This window comes from Enterococcus sp. DIV0086 (genome assembly GCF_050498705.1).
In the GTDB taxonomy this organism is placed as follows: domain Bacteria; phylum Bacillota; class Bacilli; order Lactobacillales; family Enterococcaceae; genus Enterococcus; species Enterococcus faecalis.
The window spans coordinates 158646-181289 of record NZ_JBNIDN010000001.1; the positions used below are offsets into that span (position 1 = coordinate 158646).

The window sequence follows — 22644 nt, forward strand, 5'->3', positions numbered from 1 at the left end:
AAACAGATTGTTAGCGAATTGTAACATTAAAAGGCTGATATTATTTAATCATAGATATTTAAAAGTTTTCAAAAGAGAAACGTCGATTTTTTCGCAAAATGAATTGGAGGGAAAGGTGATATTCTGGCGATTTAGCAGACCTTTATTCTTGTTTTATAAAGTTGTGTATTTGTTTTTATAATTTTAAAATTATCGATGGCTGTCATTTTTTTACGAAGCCTTTATTAATAAAAGACTAAGAAATAACAAAAAAGAGAGAAGAAGAAGAAATTTTGTTTGTAGTTTCGGTTCTTTTCTAGTAAAATGAAATTGTATAAAAGTAGAAGTGAGGTGTAGTAAAATGGGTTTTACAGACGAAACAGTACGCTTTGATTTTGATGATAATCGAAAAAAAGCAATCAGTGAAACGTTAGAAACCGTATATCGGGCATTAGAAGAAAAGGGATACAATCCTATTAACCAAATAGTAGGGTATTTACTTTCTGGGGACCCGGCTTACATTCCTCGTTATCAAGATGCTCGAAACTTAATTCGTCGTCATGAACGTGATGAAATCATGGAAGAATTAACCAAATATTACTTAGCGAACCACGGAATCGATATCAAATGAGGATCATGGGGCTAGATGTAGGTTCACGGACAGTCGGTGTGGCTGTTAGTGATTTATTAGGTTGGACAGCACAAGGCATCGAAATTATTCGCATCAATGAAGAGGAAGAGAACTTCGGTTTTGAGCGATTAGGTGAATTGGTGAAAGAATACGAAGTCACGAAATTTGTCGTAGGTTTACCGAAAAACATGAATAATTCCATCGGTCCTAGAGCTGAAGCATCCATGGCATATGGTGATAAGATTCAAGAATTATTTCAATTACCTGTTGACTATCAAGATGAACGATTAACAACTGTCCAAGCAGAGCGTTTCTTGGTGGAGCAAGCAGATGCTTCAAGAGCCAAAAGAAAAAAAGTCATTGATAAACTAGCGGCAGTAATGATTCTACAAAATTATTTAGATGCACATAGCCGATAATTATCGAGCTTTGAATACATCAAGGGAGAGAAGAAGAATGACAGAACACAACCACGATCATGATCACGAAGGACATGAACACATTACTTTAGTAGACGAACAAGGAAATGAAACATTATACGAGATCTTACTAACTGTTGACGGTCAAGAAGAATTCGGTAAAAATTATGTTTTATTATATCCAGCAGGAATTCCTGAGGATGAAGATGTTGAATTGCAAGCTTACTCATATGTGGAAAACGCAGAAGGTACAGAAGGCGATTTACAGCAAATCGAAACAGACGCTGAATGGGATATGATTGAAGAAGTTTTCAATACATTCATGGCTGAAGAAGAAGAGTAAAACTGTAACGAGAGAAGCGCTACTTCTCCTATTGAGAAGTAGCTTTCTTAATAATAATTGTTATAATGTACATGTTGTTTCTATCATAAGATACTATCACTATCATTGAGTGTGGTGGATAAAGAAGGACAGCATTGTCTAGTTTTACAAGATGTTGTAAAAACGTAACATCCTTGTAATGACGTTAATTTGGCAACTATCTAGCATAATTTATAATTTGTGTTATACTAAGTATGAGGTTTTGGAAATACTGTTAATTTTATAATATTAAATAAAAAAATGGCTCCACCTACTGGCATAGGTAGAGCCGTCAGAAATTCAGTTAAACAAACACGTAATTATTGGTGTGGTGCATTGCCACGAACTGAAATTCCAGTTAATAAAGCAAGTAAATCAAACATATATTTCACCTCCTTTATTATGATAGCTTCATTATAACATTATCTGTAAAATGATGGTATGTTTAATACAAAAAAAATAGAAAGATTGGAGTTTTGACTGTGAGAGTAGCGGGAGAAAAAATCAAAACAGCGCGTAAAAAGAAAAAATTATCGCAAGCTGAATTGGCAAAAGGAATTTGTACACAAGCAACAATTAGTAACATTGAAAACAAAAATGTGTGTGACAGTTTAGACATTTTCTCATCTGTATGTCTACGTTTAGACTTACAAGTAGAAGAATGTATCGAAGGTTCTAGTGAGAAAAAACTCGAAAGCTTATTAAATAAAGTAGAAGAATTATGCTTTTACTTTAAGCACGATGAAGCCTATGATTTGTTGAAAGACTATCCAGATGATATCGAAAGTTCAAACAGAATTTTAGAAACAAAATTTTTCTATTATAAAGGAATTACGAGTTTATTAGGTAAGAAAAATAATAGCGAAGCATTGTTCTATTTACATCGTGGTTCTGAAATTAGTCGTGATATTAATATTTATAATATTTTGAGCATGAATGCGATTGGTATTTTATATGAATTAGAAGATGATATTGAAAAAGCAAAAGTTTATTACGATAAATCTTTACAGTTGCTAAGCGAATTCAAATTAGATTATCCATTAGAGCAATGCCGTATTTATTATAATACCGCAAAATTCTATTCATTAATTAAAGACTATGCAAAGAGTATTGAATTAAGTGATAAAGGAATCGAAATTAATCGGACGCACAGTTCTATTTACTCTTTAGATTGCTTATTATACGAAAAAGCGTTTAATAAACAAATGCTAGGACTAGATGCTGTTGAAGATTATCGTATTGCGTACTACTTTACACGTTTCTTTGAAAATAAAAAATTACTTACTTATATTGAAAAAGATATGCAAGAGTTTAACATCAGTTTTAAATAATGAATTATCGTTTCAGATTTTAAAAAGAACAACCTAACTCAAGAGGAGTTAGGTTGTTCTTTTTTTCTCTTTTTAATTTGTTTCTTTGACAGCGTTACGGACGCTTTCAGCGACGACTTTTGCGACTCCTTCTTGGAATGGATCGGGAATAATATTGGTCGGCGTGAGTTCATTATCGGGAATCAATTTTGCAATACCTTTGGCAGCGGCAATTTGCATTTCAATCGTAATCTTTTTCGCCCGAGCATCTAAGGCACCACGGAAGATACCAGGGAAGGCTAACACATTATTAATTTGATTCGGAAAGTCACTACGACCAGTTCCGACAATATAAGCGCCTGCCGCTAAAGCTTCATCAGGAAAAATTTCAGGAACCGGGTTAGCCATTGCAAAAATAACTGGCTGCTCATTCATCTGTTGAATCCACTCGGGTTTTAAAACACCTGGTGCCGAAACACCAACAAAGACATCAGCGCCTTCAAGAGCAGTAGCTAAATCACCGGTACGGTGTTCCCGATTGGTTAGCTTCGCAATTTCTGCGTGGTGTGGTGGCAGAGCTGTATCTGTTTCGCTCAGAATCCCTGCACGGTCAACAATGATAATATGTTTTACGCCAGCAGCTAAAAATTTTCTTGTGATCGAAAGACCAGCGGAGCCACCGCCGTTGATTACCACATGAATGTCCTCTATTTTCTTGTTGATTAATTTTAAGCTGTTGTACAAAGCCGCTAGAACAACAATCGCTGTCCCGTGTTGATCATCATGGAAAACGGGAATATCTAGTTCATCGATTAAACGCTGTTCAATTTCAAAACAACGAGGAGCGCTGATATCTTCCAAGTTAATTCCCCCAAAGGTTGGAGCCAAAAATTTCACCGTTTGAATAATTTCTTCGGTATCTTGTGTATCTAAAACAAGGGGAATCGAATCCACACCAGCAAAGCGTTTAAACAATGCAGCTTTTCCTTCCATGACAGGCATCGCTGCTTCAGGACCAATGTTACCTAAACCTAAAACTGCTGAACCATCACTGATAACGGCGACGGTGTTTTTCTTTGTCGTTAATTCGTAAGCGCGTTCTTTTTTTTCATGTATGGCAGAAGAAACAGCCGCAACACCTGGTGTGTAGGCAATTCCTAAATCTGCTTTTGTTTCAATCGGAACTTTAGGGCAGACTTCCAATTTCCCCCCAAATTTTTTTGCTTGCTCAATCGCTAATTCTTTTACATCTTTTGTTGACATATCATTTTCCTCCTAAATAATTCACTTATAGTTAAAAAAGCATTCTAAAAATAGCAGTCATTGTTATTACTGTAATGGCACCGCCTAAACGTGTCGCAACTTGTGCAAACGGCATTAAGTTCATTCGATTGGCTGTACTTAAAATAGCCACATCGCCAGTCCCACCCATACCACTCTGACAAGCGGAGACAATGGCAGCCTCAACGGGATTCATATTCATGAAGCGTGAAACGAAAAATCCTGTAGCAATAACAGTGAAAACGACACTAATTACCACAACAAAATATTGCCAGCTAAGCATTCCTACGACATCTTTTAAAGGAATATATAACATACCTAAGCCGACCATTAACGGGAACGTAAAATTGCCAGAGATAAATTTATAAAGCTGTTTTGATCCGCGTTGGGTTTCTTTCGGTACTACGTTTAAGTATTTTAAAAAAGCTGCGACAACAATCATCAAAACAGGACCAGGAAAGCCTGTTAAGTGTTGCAATAAACCGCCTGTAATAAATAAGGTACACGCAATTAAAACACCAGCACCCATTAATTTTACATCAATTGGTGCTTTGTCTTCTTCTAAAGCATCACTTAAATCATCTGAATTGGTAATTTTAATCAACTGACCTTGTCCAGAAAGTTCAGGGCGTTTTTCTCCTAAACGACTAAGTAAACCTGAACACATGATAGCAAAAAAATTACCAATAATGGTTGCGGGAATTAATTGCCCCACTAATTGTTCACTTGGCAATCCAGTAATGGCACTATAACCAAGGGATAAAGGAAGAATGCCTTCACCGATTCCACCAGCTAAAACAGGAGTGACAATATAGAAAAGGCTATGTTTCCAACCGAGACCTAACAGCGTTCCAACTAGGGTCCCAACACCCATTGCTAAAATCATTCCTAATGCCATCGGGACAATCATGCGCATTAAACCTTGGACTAAAATTTTGCGGTTCATTCCAAGGATACTTCCACAGACCAAACATGCAATATAGAAATAGAGAAAGTTTGCTTGTTTCATTAAAATATCTGTTGAGTCTAAGACATTTTGGTTGAGTAAATTGAAAAAGACCATAATTGATGGTACTAATAAAGATAAAATTGCGGGACCGCCAAAATGTTTCAAAATAGGAATATTTCCACCAATTGTTCCAAGTAACCAACCCATTGTTAAAATTACGGCAAAACCACCTAACATATTGACTGGTAGTTGTTCTAATAGAGCCGTAACAAGAATAATGCTAGCTGTTACAAGATAAACAGGTAACGTAACCGAACCAATCCTCGTTTTGGTTAATTTGTTGCGCCAATCTGTTTCATTAGCAGCTGTTGCGTGCAATTTCTTTTCCATGCTATTTCCTCCTATAACTTTAATCTATATTCATCATAATGTAAACGTTTTCTTTAGAGTAGATTATTTAATTAATTTAACTAAAGAAAAGTTTTTTAACCAAATCTTCCTATGCTATACTTTATTTGAAGAGAAAAGAGGGATGGAATGAAGCGTGGCGGGAAATTATGGTGCTTCTTATCAGTGATTTTTATTGCAACATTAATTATTATGATTACTTTCTTTTACGGAGTAACGACGGTCCAAACAATTAAAGAAGTTCGTAAAAACCAAGAGCAAGCACTTTTAGCCGTCGGGGAACAGTTGGCTATTGAACCGAATGTTATTGAAGCCTTAAAGAATGATCACTATTCAGATGAATTGGAAGCGTATACGGTTCGTTTAGGTGAAATCCATCAGTTGGATTTTATCGTGATTATGAATATGCAGGGGATTCGTTTAACACATCCTGATCGCCAAAAAATAGGTAAGCATTTTGAAGGTGGCGATGAAGTGCGAGCATTAAAAGGGGAGGAACATTTGTCTGTTAGTCAAGGGAGTTTAGGAGAATCATTACGAGGTTTTGTCCCAGTCTATGATCAAGGAAAACAAATTGGGGTTGTGGCAATGGGCATTAAAATGACCTCGCTTTCACAATTGATTGAACGAACAAAAAATGATTACACAGTGAGTGTCCTTTTAAGTGTTGGTTTTGGCTTTATATTAGCCATCGTGGTTTCTTATTATTTAAAAAAACAACTTCACGATTTAGAGCCAAGAGAAATTGCTCGTCTATTAGAAGAGCGAAACGCCATGCTTGAGGAAACGAAAGATGCAATCCTTGTGATTGATACCGATCAAAATATTTTATTAGCAAATATTGAAGCAACTAAAATGTATCGTAATATAACAGATAATGAAGAAAATTTACTAGGAAAGAAACTTTCAGCATTGGTTTTATCTCCTGAAAAATTAATCGTACATTCAAAAACAGAGCAATTCTATCGTCAAAATGGCCAGGATTATTTCGTCTCAATCGCCCCGATTAATGTCCGTAAAAAAACAATTGGGCATGTTATCTTTCTGAAAAATGCGACGGAAACGTTTATTGTCGCAGAACAGCTTGTCAGCACAACGACATATGCTTCGGCATTACAAAGTCAATCACATGAATTTATGAATAAGATGCATGTCATTTATGGCTTAGTCGATTTAGAAGATTACGAGGCGCTAAAACATTATCTAGCCGATTTATTGAAACCAGAAAAGGAATTTGCACAGCGCTTAGCTATTTTGGTTAGGAATCCTATTTTAGCAGGTTTTTTAAGTGGGGAAAGAATCAAGTTTGCAGAAATTAAAACACAATTAGCTATTGAAATTTATCCAGAAATTCCACCAAATAAACGAGATGAAGATACGCAAAATTTGATTGCTATCTACCGTTATATTCATCGTTTCCTGATGGAACAACCGTTACCAGAAGAGATCATTGAAACCATTGATTATCAGCCAGGAAGTTTGACGACGACTTATTCGTTTGCTTATCCAAAAGAACAACTGCAACGCTTTGAACAAGAGTTTTTCACTTCTTATTTGGCAAGATTATTAGAGAATGCGGAAGCGACATTGACTTGGGAAAACCAACAAAACAATTGGCTTGTCATTCGCATAAATGTTCATTACGAAGGAGCAGAGGAAAATGAACCTATTGATTATTGAAGACGATCCTATGGTTGCATATATACATCAAAAATATCTTGAAAAATTAATTCACCAACCGACTATTTTTACGGCGCCAACAATTGCTGAAGGTCTACAACTAACGAAAGAAAAACAACCAGCACTTGTTTTATTAGATGTTCATTTAAAAGATGGCAATGGCTTGACCTATCTGGCAACAATTAGAGATGAAAAAATTGACACAGAAGTTATCCTGATTACGGCTGCCAACGAGTTAGAAAATGTTAAACGAAGCTTACATTTAGGCGTTTTAGACTATTTAGTTAAACCCTTTTCTTTTGAGCGATTTCAACAAAGTATCGAAAACTATCAGAAAAAAGCTGCTCAATTCACGCTGGAAACGAAGGAGCTTTCGCAAACAAAAGTGGACCAATTGTTTCATTCTTCACAGACAAACGCACGTAAAAATGAACAAGATCTTCAAAACATGTCCTTAGAAAAAGGACTAACACAAGCAACATTACAATTATTGTTAAAAAAATAGACGAATTTACCGACTATTTTACGATTCAAGAATTATCAGAAGCGAGTCAGCTTTCACATGTTTCTGTTCGTAAATATGTGTTGTTTCTAGAAAAAAATAACCTTTTAGAAAGTAAAAATAGCTATTTAAAAGTGGGGCGTCCCTATCAATCGTATCGGAGAATTTAGTATTTTTTATTTTTTAGTAAATAAAAAAAGTAATTGAAAAGTGGCAAAATACAGAGGATACTCCTTTTTATTCTCATTTAAAGAACTTAATTGAGAATGTAAAAGAGGATATTATTTGTTATTTTTTAAGAATATATGATATTCTTTATTATGTAAGAAATAATATTATATGGGAGGAACGAGCGATGAAAGTTATTGTTTTAGGATCATCACATGGAGGTTATGAAGCGGTAGAGGAATTACTAAATCTTCATCCTGATGCAGAAATTCAATGGTATGAGAAAGGTGATTTTATCTCATTCTTGTCTTGTGGCATGCAGTTGTACCTAGAAGGAAAAGTGAAAGATGTTAATTCTGTTCGCTATATGACTGGCGAAAAAATGGAGAGTCGTGGTGTGAATGTCTTTTCTAATACTGAAATTACAGCGATTCAACCAAAAGAACATCAAGTGACAGTGAAAGATTTAGTGTCAGGTGAAGAACGTGTTGAAAATTATGATAAATTAATCATCAGTCCCGGAGCTGTCCCATTTGAATTAGATATTCCAGGTAAAGATTTGGATAATATTTACTTGATGCGTGGTCGTCAATGGGCCATTAAATTAAAACAAAAAACAGTAGATCCAGAAGTCAATAATGTGGTTGTGATTGGTAGTGGTTATATTGGGATTGAAGCTGCCGAAGCATTTGCAAAAGCCGGTAAAAAGGTTACCGTTATTGATATTTTAGATCGTCCATTAGGGGTGTATCTAGATAAAGAATTTACAGATGTTTTAACAGAAGAGATGGAAGCCAATAACATTACCATTGCAACTGGTGAAACAGTTGAACGTTACGAAGGCGACGGTCGTGTGCAAAAAGTCGTTACAGATAAAAATGCGTACGATGCTGATTTGGTCGTTGTAGCGGTTGGTGTCCGTCCAAACACTGCTTGGTTAAAAGGTACCTTAGAATTACATCCGAATGGCCTAATCAAGACGGATGAATACATGCGGACAAGTGAGCCAGATGTATTTGCAGTAGGGGATGCTACGTTAATTAAATACAATCCTGCAGACACAGAAGTAAATATTGCCTTAGCAACGAATGCTCGTAAACAAGGTCGCTTTGCTGTGAAAAACCTAGAGAAACCAGTTAAACCTTTCCCTGGTGTTCAAGGATCTTCTGGCTTGGCCGTCTTTGATTATAAATTTGCTTCAACAGGGATTAACGAAGTCATGGCTCAAAAATTAGGAAAAGAAACAAAAGCGGTGACAGTAGTAGAAGACTACTTGATGGACTTTAATCCAGACAAACAAAAAGCTTGGTTTAAATTAGTGTATGATCCTGAAACAACACAAATTTTAGGCGCTCAATTAATGTCAAAAGCAGATTTAACTGCAAACATTAATGCTATTTCATTAGCGATTCAAGCCAAAATGACAATTGAAGACTTAGCCTATGCGGATTTCTTCTTCCAACCAGCGTTTGACAAACCTTGGAATATTATTAATACAGCGGCTTTAGAAGCGGTGAAACAAGAACGTTAATAGAAGAGAAAATAAAACCCATGAGTATTTATAGTACTCGTGGGTTTTATTTTTATTTTGTATTCAATTGATTTTTCAACTCTTGTTGGACACGAGTTAATTCTTGTTCATCCACACGTTGATAGGAAACACCATCTTGCATAAAACCAGTACCTTGAAGTTGGTCTTGTTTCACTTTACCAAAGGCACTGCGATAATCTAAGGCAATTTTTTTCATGTCATCAAAACTTAAATCTGTCTTCATATTATCAGAAACAGCTGTTAAAATTTCTTGATAGTTGCTTACGCTATTAAGACTTAAGACTTTTTGGACGATGCCTTCAATCACTTTTCTTTGACGTTCTTGGCGGCCGTAGTCACCATTAGGATCTTCGTAACGCATTCTTGAATAGGAGAGTGCTTGTTCACCATCCAATGAAATTTTACCAATCGTAAAATCATATCCGTCTTGTGAAAAAGTCAGATTATTGTTCACTTCGATTCCGCCAACCGCGTTGACTAATTCTTTTAAACCAGCCATATTAATTGAAACATAATGATTAATAGGTATGTTTAAATAGTTTTCAACTGTGTCCATTGCTAAAGATGCCCCACCAAAAGCATAGGCGTGATTCAATTTATCTTGTTTTCCTTGACCTGGAATATCAACATAGGTATCTCGAGCAAGACTGACTAAGGTTGTTTGCTTGTCACGAGGATTAACTGTTGCAACAATTGTTGTATCCGAACGACCTTGCTCGACACGCCCATCATCGCCTGTATCAATCCCTAATAATAAAACAGAAAAAGGCTCCTTATTGTTTAAATTGACCTGACTTTTTTTAGATCGTTCTACTGTTTCATAGGTTTTATCCATTGATTTAGAAACATCCCAATAAAGTTTTGCTCCCATTCCAACAACTGCAAGAAATAGAACCAAGATAATTCCAAAGATAATGGCAAAAATTTTCTTCCCTTTTGACATATTTTTCCTTCAATAATTTATCACAGGTTGTGATTTTTTTCTTATAGGTTAATCTTACTAATTTTTAGTGAAGAAGTATATAATAATTGTTGAAAGACTATAAAACTTTAAGGTATTTTGCATTATTTTTGCTTAATCTTTTGAAATATCTCAATTCTATTAAAATATGCGAATTAGTATATTACACGTTTTCAAGGTGTTTCATTGTTGATTAATTAGAATTTTAGTGGTATTTTTGTATTTGTAATTAGTACAGATTTTAATTGGAGGTATAACAGTGAGTAAAAAAGGATCAGATATCATAGTAGAAAGTTTAATCAATCACGAAGTGCCCTATATTTTTGGGATTCCCGGTGCAAAAATTGATGGAGTTTTTGATGCATTAGTTGACAAAGGTCCAGAATTAATTTTAGCTCGACATGAACAAAATGCAGCCTTTATGGCACAAGGGATTGGTCGTTTGACGGGAGAGCCTGGCTTAGTTATTGCAACTAGTGGACCTGGTGCCAGCAATTTAGCAACTGGGTTAGTAACTGCGACTGCAGAAGGGGACCCTGTTTTAGCATTGGCTGGACAGGTGAAACGGTCCGATTTGTCAAAATTAACTCACCAAAGCATGAATAATGCTGCATTATTTAGTCCAATAACAAAATTCAGTACAGAAATTCAAGATCCAGAAACATTATCTGAAAATATTGCCAATGCTTACCGTATCGCCAAAACAGCGAAAAAAGGCGCAACATTCTTATCGATCCCACAAGATGTCACAGATAGTCCGGTGACAGGCGAAGCAATTAAGCCTTTGTCGGCTCCGAAACTGGGCCATGCATCAGCAGAAACAATCGCAGCTTTAGCTGAACGAATCAAGCAAGCGAAATTACCTGTTTTACTTTTAGGAATGCGGGCCTCTGCACGAAAAGTTACCGCAGCCATTCGTGAATTGGTTGCTATAACTGGTTTGCCAGTCGTGGAAACGTTCCAAGGAGCAGGAATTATTTCAAAAGAATTAGAAGAACATTTCTTTGGGCGTGTTGGTTTATTTCGAAACCAGCCTGGGGACCGTTTGTTAAAAAGAAGTGATTTAGTGATTGCGATTGGTTATGACCCCATTGAATATGAAGCACGTAATTGGAACGCAGAAAAAGATGCGCGCGTTATTGTTATTGATGAAGTTCAAATGGAAATTGATCAATATATGCAACCGGAAGAAGAGCTAATTGGTGATATGTCTAAAAATATTTTGAAATTATCAGAAGCATTTAGTGAACCAATATTAACAGAAGATGCGCAAGATTATTTAGAAACGCTTCAAGAAAAATTAACGATTAAAGAAGTAAAAACAAGTACAATTGAAAATCGATTACATCCATTAGAAATTGTTCAAACGCTTCAAGAAAAAACCACGAATGAAATGACAGTTACTGTTGACGTAGGGAGTCACTACATTTGGATGGCTCGCCACTTTAGAAGTTATGAACCGCGTCATTTATTATTTAGTAACGGTATGCAAACATTAGGTGTCGCTTTGCCTTGGGCAATCTCGGCTGCGCTGGTTCGTCCAAATACACAAATTATCTCTGTTTCTGGGGATGGCGGTTTCCTATTTTCAGCGCAAGAATTAGAAACAGCGGTTCGGTTAAAGCAAAATATCGTGCATATTATTTGGAATGATGGTAGTTATGATATGGTTAAATTCCAAGAAGAAATGAAATATAATCGATCCTCTGGCGTAGATTTTGGTCCAGTTGATTTTGTGAAATATGCTGAAGCTTTTGGAGCCAAAGGGGTTCGAGTACATTCACAAGCAGAATTTGCCGCAGCTTTAGAAGAAGGAATGCAAACAGAAGGCCCAGTGATTATTGATGTTCCTGTGGATTATTCAGATAATCAAGAATTAGGTAAAACATTGTTACCAGATCAACTTTATTAGGAGATGGAAAAATGAGCGAACAATATGTTTATCAACATGGTACGCTAGGCGGTTTAATGGAAAGTTTGATGGCAGGAACGGCAGAAATTGGTACGTTACTCACGCAAGGTGATTTTGGAATTGGGACATTAGAAGGATCAAATGGCGAAATTATCTTATTGGACGGTACATTGTATCATGCAAATCAAACTGGCGAAATTACTATTCTAGAAGGCGAAGAATTAACGCCATATGCCGCAGTTACTCGTTTTCAAGAAGATGGCGCATTCCCTGTATCAACGGAAACCGATGAAAATATTAAAGCACAAATTTTAGAAAAAATTAGTCCTAATTTTTTTGCGGCAATTAAAATTAGCGGTCTTTTTGCGAAGATGCATGTCCGTGTGGCACCTAAACAAGAAAAACCGTATCCACCATTTGTAGAAGCCGCACGCAATCAACCTGAATTTACAGCGGAGAATATTCAGGGAACAGTTGTAGGGTTCTTTACACCTAAATTATTTCATGGTGCTTCTGCCGCAGGGTTTCATTTGCACTTTATCAGTGAGGATCACCAATTTGGTGGGCACATTCTTGATTTTGGCATTAAACAAGGGACTGTTTCGTGGATGGAAACAGCAGAATTGCGGCAGCATTTTCCAGTTCATGATGCTGATTATCGGAATAAAGAAATTGATATTGCAAAAGCTTTGTTCGCAATTGAAGAAGCGGAATAACTGAATAACAAGGCACATTTCTCCACGCCCATTCAAGTTGACCTAGTTAGTCAACTTGAATGGGCTTATTGCTGTTCGTCGCTTTTTGTTGTTATTTTTCAAAAAAAAATAGTATCCTTTTTATAATAAGCAAATAGCAATTGGAAAGGATGGCGTAATGGACACACTTTATAGAAGTTGGCAATTATCTGGTTGGCTCTATCATGATATTTTTGTTATCATTGTAGCAATTATTTTTATAGTAATTAGTGGTATTTTGGTTATTTCCTTAATAAGAAGGCGGAGTACAAGGAGACTGGTTCCCTATGCGTTAATTTTATTGGTTTATCTTGCAGTGGTACATTTTGCTGGTTTAATCTTTTTCGGAATGTTTCGTTCAGTAACGATTGAAGAGAAAAGTGCGACGTTTTATTCTGAAAAAACGAAAGGCTTAACTTCAATCGAGCGAATGATTATTCCAAATGGACGAACGAATGGCATTAGCACCAGTAACTCATTGTTCCAAGTGATTTCTGTTAATAGTCAGACGGGCGAACGAATGTGGAGTAAACGTTTAGGTTGGCGTGATTATTTAATTGGTCAAACAGATCAATATGTGGTTTTGAATAATGCTGATAACGAGGCCATTTACTTACTAGATACAAAAACAGGGAAAAAACAGTTTTCTGAAGGGGATTTAGTGAAGAAATTCCCTGAATTAAAAGACTATTTAAGCTCTAATTTTGTTGATTATCGTTTTATGGATAATCGCTATCTCTATATTTATGGATTAAACAATCGATATTATCAATTAGATTTGAAAAATTGGCAGTTAAAACAAGACCCAACTTTCAAAGAAGTCTTTCAAACACAAGAAGCGCCTAAATGGACGGTAGATTCAAATGAGAGTCAAATTGGTCAAGAGCTGTCATCGGAAGAGCGTACAACAGTGCAAGGAAAACTAGAAGAGCAACTAATAGCACCAGTTTTACTAGGCAAGAAAGATGAAGCAAATTATTATGTTCTGTCATACAAGAAAAGACAAAGTAATCAAGCGATAGTTGGCTTATACAATTGGCAGAAAAAAACATACGAGTGGCAAACATCGTTGCTTTTAACTAAAGAAAATGTACCTATTGAAGCTTTTCAAGTAGAGGATGCGTTATTCATTAAAGTCCCGCGTTATTTATACAAAATTAACCTGAATAATGGTAATCAAGAGTATCAGTTTGATTACCGTTGGGGCCAAGTGATTCGTTAAACGAAAAGCGGTAAAGCATGCTTAGACAAATAGAAGGAGCAAATAGTCCTTATGATATAAAAAAACGCTTAGAAGAGTAGTGATTCCGCTAGTTTTCTAAGCGTTTTTTTTATTTTATGCAGGTCCAGAGATTAAATTCCAGATAAGCGAACCTGTATATGCGCCAGGAAATAATTGTGAAACAGGGGTTTGGATTGCAAGAGAAATATCGGTCATGCGGCCGCTCCACATTCCTTGTCCTTTTCTATCACCAGCGTTACTCATTAAAGTCGCACCGTTACCGATAATAATTGGGTTGGTCGGGAAGTCGGGTGCAGCAGGATCTTCTGAAAAATCCAGTCCATACATTGTATTTGTCATAAAGAAACGCCTTAACGTTTTGTCATAGCGGGCATAGCCGCCTGTTAATTGAAACGTAATGATGCCTAGTAAAGAATGAGCTTCGTTTCGCATGTGTGGGATTTCAGCAGTGACATGCCAACCAGTTAAGGCTCCGCGAACATCCCCCATCCCGAAGTGTCTCATTGTATGAGTATTACCTTCAGAAGGTCGGATAGGAACTGCTGTTAAATCACCAGAAATCGCTTGGGTTTCAAAAGTAAATTCTTTCGGAATAAAGAGCAAGTCAAAACTAGTGTTAGGATTTTCTAAATCAGGATCAATGGCATCGTTAACCGATTCATCGCCAGGCAGCCCTCCAAGTTCTAGTTTAACTGAAACAGGCGTTTTTCCAGAACGGGTGGCAAAAGAAACCGATGGGTCAAAACTAAAGAGACTGAATACTAGCAACAAGACGGCAAGTGATTGATAAGTGAGTAGATTGTTTTGCTTCAAGAAAGTTCCTCCTTTAGGTGCTGATAATCTAAGTATACGCAAAAGGAGCTGTTTTTATTTATCAGTAATTTACAGGTAATTCGAAAATATTGAGATAGATAGTGTTTAATATTAGTAGAGAAAGATGAGTCGACAATTTTTACTTGTTGATTCTGTCTTTTTTGAGCACAATTCGTTATATCAAGCATGCTAAAATATAAAAGAAATCATCAAGTATCACTAATCAAAATGGAGAGGAGGAGAAAAATTGAGTAAGTGTTTCGGGTTGTTGATGATTTTATTTGTATTATCTGGCTGTTCAGGAAGTAGGAATTCGCAACAGGAAGTCGTTATAGAAAGGTCTGCTAATAATGACAAAGCAAGACAATTTGTTGATCAAAAAAATCCGCATTTAGGAACGCAATTAGAAGCAGAATCTTATACTAAACAGGAAGCGATTGAATTTTTACAAAATGGTTTAGGGATACCAACGAATGACTCGGCGTTTCATTATACGTTTAAGCAGTCAAATAAAGGAAGTTATGTTGTTCAAATTATATCTGAAAAGAATAGTGTCTCAAAAGAGAATGAATTGTTCGGATATTATCAGGTGTATCAAGATGGTATTATAGTGAAAATGATGGAAAAGGATCAAACGTTCCAAGAAAATTAAATGATAAATAAAAAAGTTGACAAAAAACACAAACAGTTTTGTTTGTGTTTTTTTGTTTAATGTTCGTGTTTTATTTTTTAATAACCTTTTCCGAAAAAATATACGAACGTTCGGGTTTAAAAACGAACAAAAAGATGAAAATATGTTGAAATATACGTTTTCCTTGCGTATACTGATGAAGTGAAAAAACGAACGAGGAGTGTACGAATGAACAAGAAAGTTCCTTATTTAATTGTGGCACCGGGGCTAGTACTATTATTATTTTTCTTAATGATTCCATTAATTACTAGCATTTTGCCAACCATTTTTACTGATCATGGCTTGACACTAAATCAGTATGTTACTTTTTTTAAAGATGACTATAATGTTTCAATTTTCTGGCGAACGATAAGAGTTTCGTTAATTGTGACGGGTATTTCAATTGTGTTGGGCATTCCAACGGCATACTTTATTGCTGGAGTTTCCAAAAAATGGCGTGGCTTTTTAATGGCTATGACCTTGTTTCCACTATTAACCAATTCAGTTATTCGAAGTTTTGCTTGGATTAACATTTTAGGAAAAAACGGTGTAGTGAATACGTTGTTATTAAAAACAGGCTTAATTGAGCAACCGCTGAATTTATTGTATACAGAATTTGCAATTATTATCGGTTCAGTGTATTTATTTTTACCAACAATGATTATGACCTTAGTTGGGGTTATGGAAAACATTGAAGGAGAAATGCTAGAAGCGGCTGAGACGCTAGGCGCCAATCCAATGACGGCTTTTCGGAAAATTGTTTTACCTTTATCAATTCCAGGCACCATTGTAGGAAGTATATTAGTGTTTACAGGAACTTTAACGGCTTATACGACGCCACAGCTGTTAGGTGGTAACCAAAAAATGATGATGTCGACCTTCTTATATCAAAAGGCTAATACTTTAGGTGATTGGCAATCGGCGAGTGTTCTTGCATTTATTATGATTTTAACAACATTAATTGTGATGAAAGGCCTAGACATGGTCGCTAAGAAAGTAGATCGGAGAGAAGCAAATCATGCGTAAGCAAAAAGGACTATCTGTTATTGCAATTCTAGTTTTTCTGTTTTTATTTTTACCATTATGTTTGATTGTGGTGACTTCTTTTGGAACAGCCGCAGCGATTCAATTTCCGATTAAAGGATTTACTTTAGATTGGTACGCCAAAGCCTTACAATCGGAAACGTTTATGGACAGTTTTAAGTTAAGCTTGTTGATTGGGGTATTAGCGACTGTTTTAGCATTAATAGTAGGGATTCCTGCTTCCTATGCGCTGGCACGTTATTCCGTTCGCGGGCGCAACTTTATTAAAAGCTTTTTCTTATCCCCAACTGTGATTCCAGGAATTGTGGTCGGGTATACGTTATTTCAATATATTGTTATTAAATTAGGTTTGCCTGTATTTCAAGGATTATTAATGGGGCATTTTTTAATTAGTTTGCCTTATATTATTCGAGTGGTTGGGTCAAGTATGGAACAACTAGATTATTCAATGGAAGAAGTAGCTTGGACATTAGGTTGTACAAGATTGCGAGCTTTCATTCAAATTGTTTTACCCAATGTGTCTTCAGGAATTTTTGCAGCCTTTATGTTAGCATTTGTCAATTCGTTTAACAATGTTCCTGTATCGATGTTTTTATCAGGTCCCGGTGTGACGATGCTGCCTACTTCTTTATTAAGTTATATGGAATACAATTATGATCCAACTGTTTCAGCAATTTCTGTATTGTTGATGCTACTAACAATGGGCTTAATGTTTTTAATTGAAAAAACGTTGGGACTAGCTTCCATTGCCTAAAACATGGAAGAAGCACGAGATAGAAAGAGGAGAAAATTTTGACTTTTGTGGATTTAAAAGATATTCGCGTCAGCTATGACGGAAAACAAGATATTTTAAAAGATTTAAATATTTCAATGGAAAAAGGAGAGTTAGTTTCTTTATTAGGACCGAGTGGTTGTGGTAAAACGACTACGCTAAGAGTGATTGCTGGATTAATTAAGCCAAACGACGGACAGTTTTTCGTTGATCAAGAAGAACTAACAAAGGTTCCTGTCCATAAAAGAAACTTCGGGATGTTTTTTCAAAGTTATGCGTTATTCCCTCATTTAACGATTGCAGAAAATGTGGCTTTTGGGCTGAAATTACGCAAAGAAAGCAAACAAACCATGGACCAAAAAGTCACGGAAATGCTAAAAGTATGTGGTTTAGAAAGTTTAGGCGACCGTTATCCAAAACAATTATCTGGTGGTCAAAGACAGCGGGTTGCGCTAGCACGTGCTCTGATTATCGAACCTAAACTATTACTACTAGATGAACCGTTGAGTAATTTAGATGCAAAATTGCGAGTGGCGATGCGGATTGAAATCAAACGGATTCAACAACAATTAGGCATTACGACAGTTTTTGTCACACATGACCAAGAAGAATGTTTTTCTATTTCAGATAAAGTGGCCATTATGAATAATGGCGTGATTGAACAATATGATTCACCAGAAACGATTTATCGTTTGCCTCGTACTAAGTTTGTCGCTGAATTTATCGGTTTTGAAAACTTTTTCTCTGTCGAAAAAATGGAAGCCGGTCATTATCGGACACAAACAAATCAAATAGTGAAAACGACTAATCCTGAACCAAATGTTACAACGACGGTGGCAACGATTCGTCCAGAGGACATTGAGATTGTTTCAGAAGCTGCTACTAATACTGTCGCAGGTACTGTCGCTGTCCGAACATTTTTAGGGAAAAGCTATCAATATGAAGTGGAAACAGCGTTAGGTACATTGCTGGTTAATGGAACAAGTGAACAGTTATATGAAACAAACGAAACCATTCACTTGGCTTTTCCAGCTGAGAAATTAGTTATTTTAGAAAAATAAAAACCATTTTGGAGGAAGATTTAAAAATGAAAAAACGCGTAATTTTAGGGACATTAGTCGCTGCAACGTTATTAATGACTGCTTGTGGAAACAGCGAAGCAACTACGAAAAGCGAGAGCAAAGGTGGAAGTAATGCTTTAGTCGTTTCAACTTTCGGATTAAGTGAAGATATTGTCAAAAAAGACATCATCGCTCCGTTTGAAAAAGAGAATGAAGCGAAAGTTACCTTAGAAGTAGGCAATAGCGCAGACCGCTTTACGAAATTAAAAAATAATCCCAATGCGGGAATTGATGTCATTGAATTAGCACAAGCAAATGCAGCACAAGGTGGAAAAGAAGGGTTATTTGAAAAAATTACAGAAAAAGAAGTACCTAATTTAAGTCAGTTAACGCCGGGAGCAAAAGAGGTTTTTGAAAGTGGTGCTGGCTTACCAATCGCTGTAAACAGTATCGGGATTGTTTACAACAAAGAAAAATTAGGCAAAGAAATTAAGAACTGGGATGATTTATGGTCAGCTGATTTGAAAGGTAAAATTTCTGTTCCAGACGTTGCCACGACGGCAGGTCCTTTAATGTTATACGTTGCTAGTGAACATGCTGGTCAAGATATTACAAAAGATAACGGGAAGGCCGCTTTTGAAGCGATGAAAGAATTAAAACCAAACGTTGTTAAAACGTATTCAAAATCGTCAGACTTAGCTAATATGTTCCAATCTGGTGAAATTGAAGCAGCTGTGGTTGCTGATTTTGCGGTTGATATTATTCAAGGCGCAGCAGAAAACGTGACGTATGTCGTCCCAGAAAGCGGCACGTATGCCAACTATAATACAGTCAATATTCCTAAAAAAGCACAAAACAAAGAAACCACCTTTAAATTTGTTAACGCACGGATTAGTGAAGAATCACAAAAGGCCAAAGCGATTTCATTAAATGAAGGACCTACAAATCAACAAGTAACGCTAAGCGAAAAAGAAGCGAAAAATAAAACATATGGTGCCATTGCCGAACGTGCCAAAACAGTCGATTTTAATTTTATTAATAGTCAACTAGCGGATTGGATTGATCAATGGAATCGGACGATGAATCAATAGTTTTAGAAAAGAGGGACAAAATGAACGTCGATGTATTACTAAAAAATGTGTGGCTGTATCAAACAGTCACTCAAACATTCGTTCAACGAAATGTTGCGATTAAAAATGATAAATTTTATTACATTTATGAAGAAGAGAACGTCAATTTGCAGCCCAAAAAAACAATTAATGCCGAGAATCAATGGATGATTCCCGGCTTAATTGATGCACACATGCATATTGAAAGTTCCATGACGACACCTACTATTTTTTCCAAAGCAGTAGTGCGTTACGGTGTGACAACGGTGATTGCCGATGCCCATGAAATGGCTAACGTATTTGGCTTAGAAGGCTTAAAAGCTTTTATGGCCGCTGAAACAGAACTAGATATCTTTCACGCAATTCCTTCCTCGGTTCCTTCGACCACTCCCGAATTAGAAACAACTGGTGGGATTATCGGCTTAGCAGAAGTAGCAGAATTACTCAAAGAGCCAAAAGTGATTTGTTTAGGGGAAGCCATGAATTTTAAAGGGATTTCCTATGAGCCAGATTCTTTAATTCGTCAAATTATCGATTTGTGTCAAAAACAACGACCAACCATGCCTTTAGAAGGCCACTGTCCTAAAATCGAAGATCAAGAGTTAGCAGATTTTCTATATAGTGGTATCACTTCAGATCATACCCATCAATTTCCTAAAACGTTAAAAGAAAAAATTGAAGCGGGCGTCTTTATTCAATTTCAAAATAAATCAATCACTCCTGAAAACATTCAGGTGATAGTAGACAATGACTTCTACAATTATGTAAGTATTATCACGGATGACGTGATGGCTGATGATTTGCTAAAAGGTCATCTAAATGAAAATGTCAAAAAAGCCGTTCAAGCAGGGTTGCCTATCGAAAAAGCCATTTATATGGCAACTTATACGCCGGCCAAACGAATGGGTCTCCATGATCGCGGCGAAATTGCACCTGGTAAAAAAGCTGACTTTTTGTTATTAAATGACTTAGAAAGTTTTGATATTAATACGGTTTATAAATCTGGAAAGGTCGTTTTTGAAAAAGGCGAGCCCTTCCATTATCCAGAAAAAATCGAAGAGTTTCCAGCCGCTTACCAACAAACTATCCAATGTAAAAAGTTAACAGAAGAAGATTTACTTTTAAAGGTGGCTACAACAAAAGAAACAGTTCGTTGTAATGTGATTCAAAAACAAGAAATTGGCACATTTACAGAGCGAATTACAAAAGAAATTCCTGTTGAAAATGGACTGTTGCAATGGCAAAAAGCCAACTGTGCCTTATTAATTGTGATGGAACGTTACGGAAAAAATGGCAATATTTCTTTTTCTTTAATGGATCAACCCCTTTCCGAGAAAGGAGCCATTGCGACAACCTGGGCCCATGATCATCATAATTTAATGGTGATGGGTAATACGATTGAGGATATTCTGTTAGCGCAGAATGAATTATTAGCGATGCAAGGCGGCTATTTGGTTGCTTCGGATCAGCAAGTGATGGCAACTTGTCCTTTACCAATTGGTGGGATTTTATCGCAAGCACCGATTGAACAATTAGGCGCTTCTTTACAAAAAGTCCGACAAGCTATGCAAGCGTTAGGCTATCAAAATATGAATGAAATCATGTCCTTTTCCACACTATCATTGCCTGTCTCGCCAGCCATTAAAGTGACAGATTTTGGGATGATGGATACGAAGTCACAACGTTTCTATCCATTAGTTTTTCCAGAGGATGGAGTTCTTTTGCATGAAAACACTCATTAAAAATGTGCATATACTAACAATGGATGAGCAATTTTCAGAAATCAAAGCCGGCTATTTAGTGATTGAAGAAGACACAATTGTGGAATTAGCACCAATGACCACACTTGATGAAAAGCGAATGGCTGCAAATCAAGTAATCGATGGCCAAAATGGAATTTTAATGCCTGGGATGATTAACACCCATACCCATGTAGGCATGATTCCGTTTCGTTCGTTAGGAGACGATGTGCCAGATCGACTCCGGCGTTTTCTTTTTCCATTAGAACAATTCATGACAAAAGAATTAGTAGGATGCAGTAGTGATTATGCAATTGCTGAAATGTTACTGAGTGGTATTACGAGCTTTTGTGATATGTATTATTTTGAAGATGAAATTGCTAAAAGTTGTGAAAAAATGAGTGTTCGTGCTTTGCTCGGAGAGACGATCATTGATATGCCCACTTGTGATAGTCCGGAGCCTTCAGGCGGTCTTTTTTACGCGGAAACCTTTATTCGCAAGTGGCAAGGCCATCCGTTGATTACGCCTATACTTGCGCCACATGCACCGAATACCAATTCACCAGAAGTGTTAGCAAAAATTATTGAACTTAGTCGGCGATACCAAGTTCCTGTGACCATGCACGTTGCTGAAATGACTTATGAAATGGCTGAGTTTGAAAAAGCCTATCAAAAAACACCAATTGCTTTCTTAGAAGAACTGGGTTATTTGAGCGAGCCGTTTATTTTAGCGCATTGTATTTTGGCAACAGATGAAGATCTTGCGAGTTTAGCTGCTACTAATGGAAAAGCGCGTGTCGCTCATTGTATCGGTGCGAATACTAAATCAGCCAAAGGCGTAGCGCCGATTAAGCAAATGCTTGATCAAGGGATTATTGTCGGTTTAGGCACGGATGGACCTAGTAGTGGGAATACATTAGATTTATTCACCCAAATGCGCATGGTTGCGAATTTTCATAAGACAGCACACCAAGATCGCTCCTTGTTTCCTGCGAAAGAAATTGTTTATCTGGCAACGATGGGGGGCGCTAAAACATTAGGTTTGGCGGAGCAAGTCGGCTCATTGGAAATGGGCAAAAAAGCGGATATAACATTAATTGAAACGCAATCAGTTAATATGTTTCCGATTTTTGATGCCTATTCAGCGTTGGTCTATTCAGCAAATGCTAGCAATGTTGAAGCCGTTTGGGTGAACGGTCAACAGTTAGTTGCCAATAAAGAATTACAACAAGCTAATCTCAAAGAAATCAAGGAAAAATTATATCAGGCCATGAATACGTTTGTGAAAGAAGCTAAAAAAAGAGCTGCTCTCTAAACAGAGCAAGTAGGACGTATCGGATTGATTA

20 protein-coding genes and 1 pseudogene are annotated in these 22644 nt (G+C 36.5%); 17 read left to right on the forward strand and 4 right to left on the reverse strand.

The genetic code is table 11. From position 1 onward, the window contains the following. Window positions 1–340 precede the first annotated feature (340 nt). From ireB to IGI63_RS00805, 4 genes are all read left to right on the forward strand, one after another. A complete protein-coding gene (ireB, locus tag IGI63_RS00790; RefSeq protein ID WP_002357937.1) occupies window positions 341–610 on the forward strand; it encodes a regulatory phosphoprotein IreB in 270 nt (89 codons plus the stop codon). After that, window positions 607–1029, forward strand: a complete 423-nt coding sequence (gene ruvX, locus IGI63_RS00795; RefSeq protein WP_002357936.1) for a Holliday junction resolvase RuvX — start codon at window positions 607–609, stop codon at window positions 1027–1029. Before ireB ends, ruvX begins: the two co-directional genes overlap by 4 nt. 37 nt (window positions 1030–1066) lie before the next feature. Further along, window positions 1067–1372, forward strand: a complete 306-nt coding sequence (locus IGI63_RS00800; RefSeq protein WP_002357933.1) for a DUF1292 domain-containing protein — start codon at window positions 1067–1069, stop codon at window positions 1370–1372. 500 nt (window positions 1373–1872) lie between these two features. Then, window positions 1873–2721, forward strand: coding sequence for a helix-turn-helix domain-containing protein (locus tag IGI63_RS00805; protein WP_002385984.1), 849 nt, complete (start codon window positions 1873–1875; stop codon window positions 2719–2721). A 72-nt stretch (window positions 2722–2793) separates the two neighbouring features. Here the strand turns inward: IGI63_RS00805 and IGI63_RS00810 are convergent, their stop codons facing one another. After that, window positions 2794–3963 (reverse strand): NAD(P)-dependent malic enzyme, encoded by a 1170-nt coding sequence (locus IGI63_RS00810; RefSeq protein WP_002360544.1) that lies wholly within the window; start codon window positions 3961–3963, stop codon window positions 2794–2796. Window positions 3964–3994: 31 nt separating this feature from the next. After that, the gene (locus IGI63_RS00815; protein WP_002357930.1) at window positions 3995–5320 is read right to left on the reverse strand and encodes a 2-hydroxycarboxylate transporter family protein; all 1326 of its coding nucleotides are present in this window, start codon (window positions 5318–5320) and stop codon (window positions 3995–3997) included. Window positions 5321–5467: 147 nt separating this feature from the next. On the opposite strand from IGI63_RS00815, the gene IGI63_RS00820 reads away from it, so the two are divergent. The 3 genes and pseudogenes from IGI63_RS00820 to IGI63_RS00830 all read left to right on the forward strand — a co-directional run bounded on the left by IGI63_RS00820 (window position 5468) and on the right by IGI63_RS00830 (window position 9219). Further along, window positions 5468–7018: a Spo0B domain-containing protein gene (locus IGI63_RS00820; RefSeq protein WP_429975138.1), complete on the forward strand. Its 1551-nt coding sequence runs from the start codon at window positions 5468–5470 to the stop codon at window positions 7016–7018. Further along, window positions 6999–7690 (forward strand): annotated as a pseudogene (locus IGI63_RS00825) (response regulator). The gene IGI63_RS00820 and the pseudogene IGI63_RS00825 overlap by 20 nt, the downstream one beginning before the upstream one ends. Window positions 7691–7875: 185 nt before the next feature. Beyond that, the gene (locus tag IGI63_RS00830) at window positions 7876–9219 is read left to right on the forward strand and encodes an NADH peroxidase (protein WP_429975139.1); all 1344 of its coding nucleotides are present in this window, start codon (window positions 7876–7878) and stop codon (window positions 9217–9219) included. A 52-nt stretch (window positions 9220–9271) separates the two neighbouring features. Here the strand turns inward: IGI63_RS00830 and IGI63_RS00835 are convergent, their stop codons facing one another. After that, window positions 9272–10183: an LCP family protein gene (locus IGI63_RS00835; RefSeq protein ID WP_002385983.1), complete on the reverse strand. Its 912-nt coding sequence runs from the start codon at window positions 10181–10183 to the stop codon at window positions 9272–9274. Between the two features lie 277 nt (window positions 10184–10460). Here IGI63_RS00835 and alsS point away from each other — a divergent pair, with 277 nt between their 5' ends. The 3 genes from alsS to IGI63_RS00850 all read left to right on the forward strand — a co-directional run bounded on the left by alsS (window position 10461) and on the right by IGI63_RS00850 (window position 14069). Next, entirely contained in the window at window positions 10461–12113 is a 1653-nt protein-coding gene (alsS, locus tag IGI63_RS00840; RefSeq protein ID WP_002357923.1) for an acetolactate synthase AlsS, read from the forward strand. Between the two features lie 11 nt (window positions 12114–12124). Further along, window positions 12125–12829: an acetolactate decarboxylase gene (budA, locus tag IGI63_RS00845; protein ID WP_429975140.1), complete on the forward strand. Its 705-nt coding sequence runs from the start codon at window positions 12125–12127 to the stop codon at window positions 12827–12829. Between the two features lie 157 nt (window positions 12830–12986). Then, window positions 12987–14069: a PA2928 family protein gene (locus IGI63_RS00850; protein WP_429975141.1), complete on the forward strand. Its 1083-nt coding sequence runs from the start codon at window positions 12987–12989 to the stop codon at window positions 14067–14069. 114 nt (window positions 14070–14183) lie between these two features. On the opposite strand, the gene IGI63_RS00855 is transcribed toward IGI63_RS00850, so the two are convergent. Further along, window positions 14184–14945 (reverse strand): WxL domain-containing protein, encoded by a 762-nt coding sequence (locus IGI63_RS00855; RefSeq protein ID WP_025189512.1) that lies wholly within the window; start codon window positions 14943–14945, stop codon window positions 14184–14186. Between the two features lie 229 nt (window positions 14946–15174). Here IGI63_RS00855 and IGI63_RS00860 point away from each other — a divergent pair, with 229 nt between their 5' ends. The 7 genes from IGI63_RS00860 (at window position 15175) to IGI63_RS00890 (ending at window position 22613) form a co-directional block, all read left to right on the forward strand. Continuing rightward, the gene (locus IGI63_RS00860; protein WP_025187334.1) at window positions 15175–15555 is read left to right on the forward strand and encodes a hypothetical protein; all 381 of its coding nucleotides are present in this window, start codon (window positions 15175–15177) and stop codon (window positions 15553–15555) included. 207 nt (window positions 15556–15762) lie between these two features. After that, entirely contained in the window at window positions 15763–16599 is an 837-nt protein-coding gene (locus IGI63_RS00865; protein ID WP_002382189.1) for an ABC transporter permease, read from the forward strand. Then, entirely contained in the window at window positions 16592–17371 is a 780-nt protein-coding gene (locus IGI63_RS00870) for an ABC transporter permease (protein WP_002357916.1), read from the forward strand. Before IGI63_RS00865 ends, IGI63_RS00870 begins: the two co-directional genes overlap by 8 nt. Before the next feature lie 38 nt (window positions 17372–17409). Beyond that, window positions 17410–18450 (forward strand): ABC transporter ATP-binding protein, encoded by a 1041-nt coding sequence (locus IGI63_RS00875; RefSeq protein WP_429975142.1) that lies wholly within the window; start codon window positions 17410–17412, stop codon window positions 18448–18450. A gap of 26 nt (window positions 18451–18476) precedes the next feature. Next, a complete protein-coding gene (locus IGI63_RS00880) occupies window positions 18477–19541 on the forward strand; it encodes an ABC transporter substrate-binding protein (RefSeq protein ID WP_429975143.1) in 1065 nt (354 codons plus the stop codon). Next, a complete protein-coding gene (locus IGI63_RS00885) occupies window positions 19517–21301 on the forward strand; it encodes an adenine deaminase (RefSeq protein WP_429975144.1) in 1785 nt (594 codons plus the stop codon). The genes IGI63_RS00880 and IGI63_RS00885 overlap by 25 nt, the downstream gene beginning before the upstream one ends. Continuing rightward, window positions 21285–22613 (forward strand): amidohydrolase, encoded by a 1329-nt coding sequence (locus IGI63_RS00890; protein WP_429975145.1) that lies wholly within the window; start codon window positions 21285–21287, stop codon window positions 22611–22613. Before IGI63_RS00885 ends, IGI63_RS00890 begins: the two co-directional genes overlap by 17 nt. The last annotated feature ends 31 nt before the right edge of the window (window positions 22614–22644 follow it).

Bases quoted from the DNA above. Each gene is read 5' to 3' on its own strand.
- ireB (WP_002357937.1), top strand. From the start codon at position 341: ATGGGTTTTACAGACGAAACAGTACGCTTTGATTTTGATGATAATCGA.
- ruvX (WP_002357936.1), top strand. From the start codon at position 607: ATGAGGATCATGGGGCTAGATGTAGGTTCACGGACAGTCGGTGTGGCT.
- IGI63_RS00800 (WP_002357933.1), top strand. From the start codon at position 1,067: ATGACAGAACACAACCACGATCATGATCACGAAGGACATGAACACATT.
- IGI63_RS00810 (WP_002360544.1), bottom strand. From the start codon at position 3,963: ATGTCAACAAAAGATGTAAAAGAATTAGCGATTGAGCAAGCAAAAAAA.
- IGI63_RS00815 (WP_002357930.1), bottom strand. From the start codon at position 5,320: ATGGAAAAGAAATTGCACGCAACAGCTGCTAATGAAACAGATTGGCGC.
- IGI63_RS00820 (WP_429975138.1), top strand. From the start codon at position 5,468: ATGAAGCGTGGCGGGAAATTATGGTGCTTCTTATCAGTGATTTTTATT.
- IGI63_RS00830 (WP_429975139.1), top strand. From the start codon at position 7,876: ATGAAAGTTATTGTTTTAGGATCATCACATGGAGGTTATGAAGCGGTA.
- IGI63_RS00835 (WP_002385983.1), bottom strand. From the start codon at position 10,183: ATGTCAAAAGGGAAGAAAATTTTTGCCATTATCTTTGGAATTATCTTG.
- budA (WP_429975140.1), top strand. From the start codon at position 12,125: ATGAGCGAACAATATGTTTATCAACATGGTACGCTAGGCGGTTTAATG.
- IGI63_RS00850 (WP_429975141.1), top strand. From the start codon at position 12,987: ATGGACACACTTTATAGAAGTTGGCAATTATCTGGTTGGCTCTATCAT.
- IGI63_RS00860 (WP_025187334.1), top strand. From the start codon at position 15,175: ATGATTTTATTTGTATTATCTGGCTGTTCAGGAAGTAGGAATTCGCAA.
- IGI63_RS00865 (WP_002382189.1), top strand. From the start codon at position 15,763: ATGAACAAGAAAGTTCCTTATTTAATTGTGGCACCGGGGCTAGTACTA.
- IGI63_RS00870 (WP_002357916.1), top strand. From the start codon at position 16,592: ATGCGTAAGCAAAAAGGACTATCTGTTATTGCAATTCTAGTTTTTCTG.
- IGI63_RS00880 (WP_429975143.1), top strand. From the start codon at position 18,477: ATGAAAAAACGCGTAATTTTAGGGACATTAGTCGCTGCAACGTTATTA.
- IGI63_RS00885 (WP_429975144.1), top strand. From the start codon at position 19,517: ATGGAATCGGACGATGAATCAATAGTTTTAGAAAAGAGGGACAAAATG.
- IGI63_RS00890 (WP_429975145.1), top strand. From the start codon at position 21,285: ATGAAAACACTCATTAAAAATGTGCATATACTAACAATGGATGAGCAA.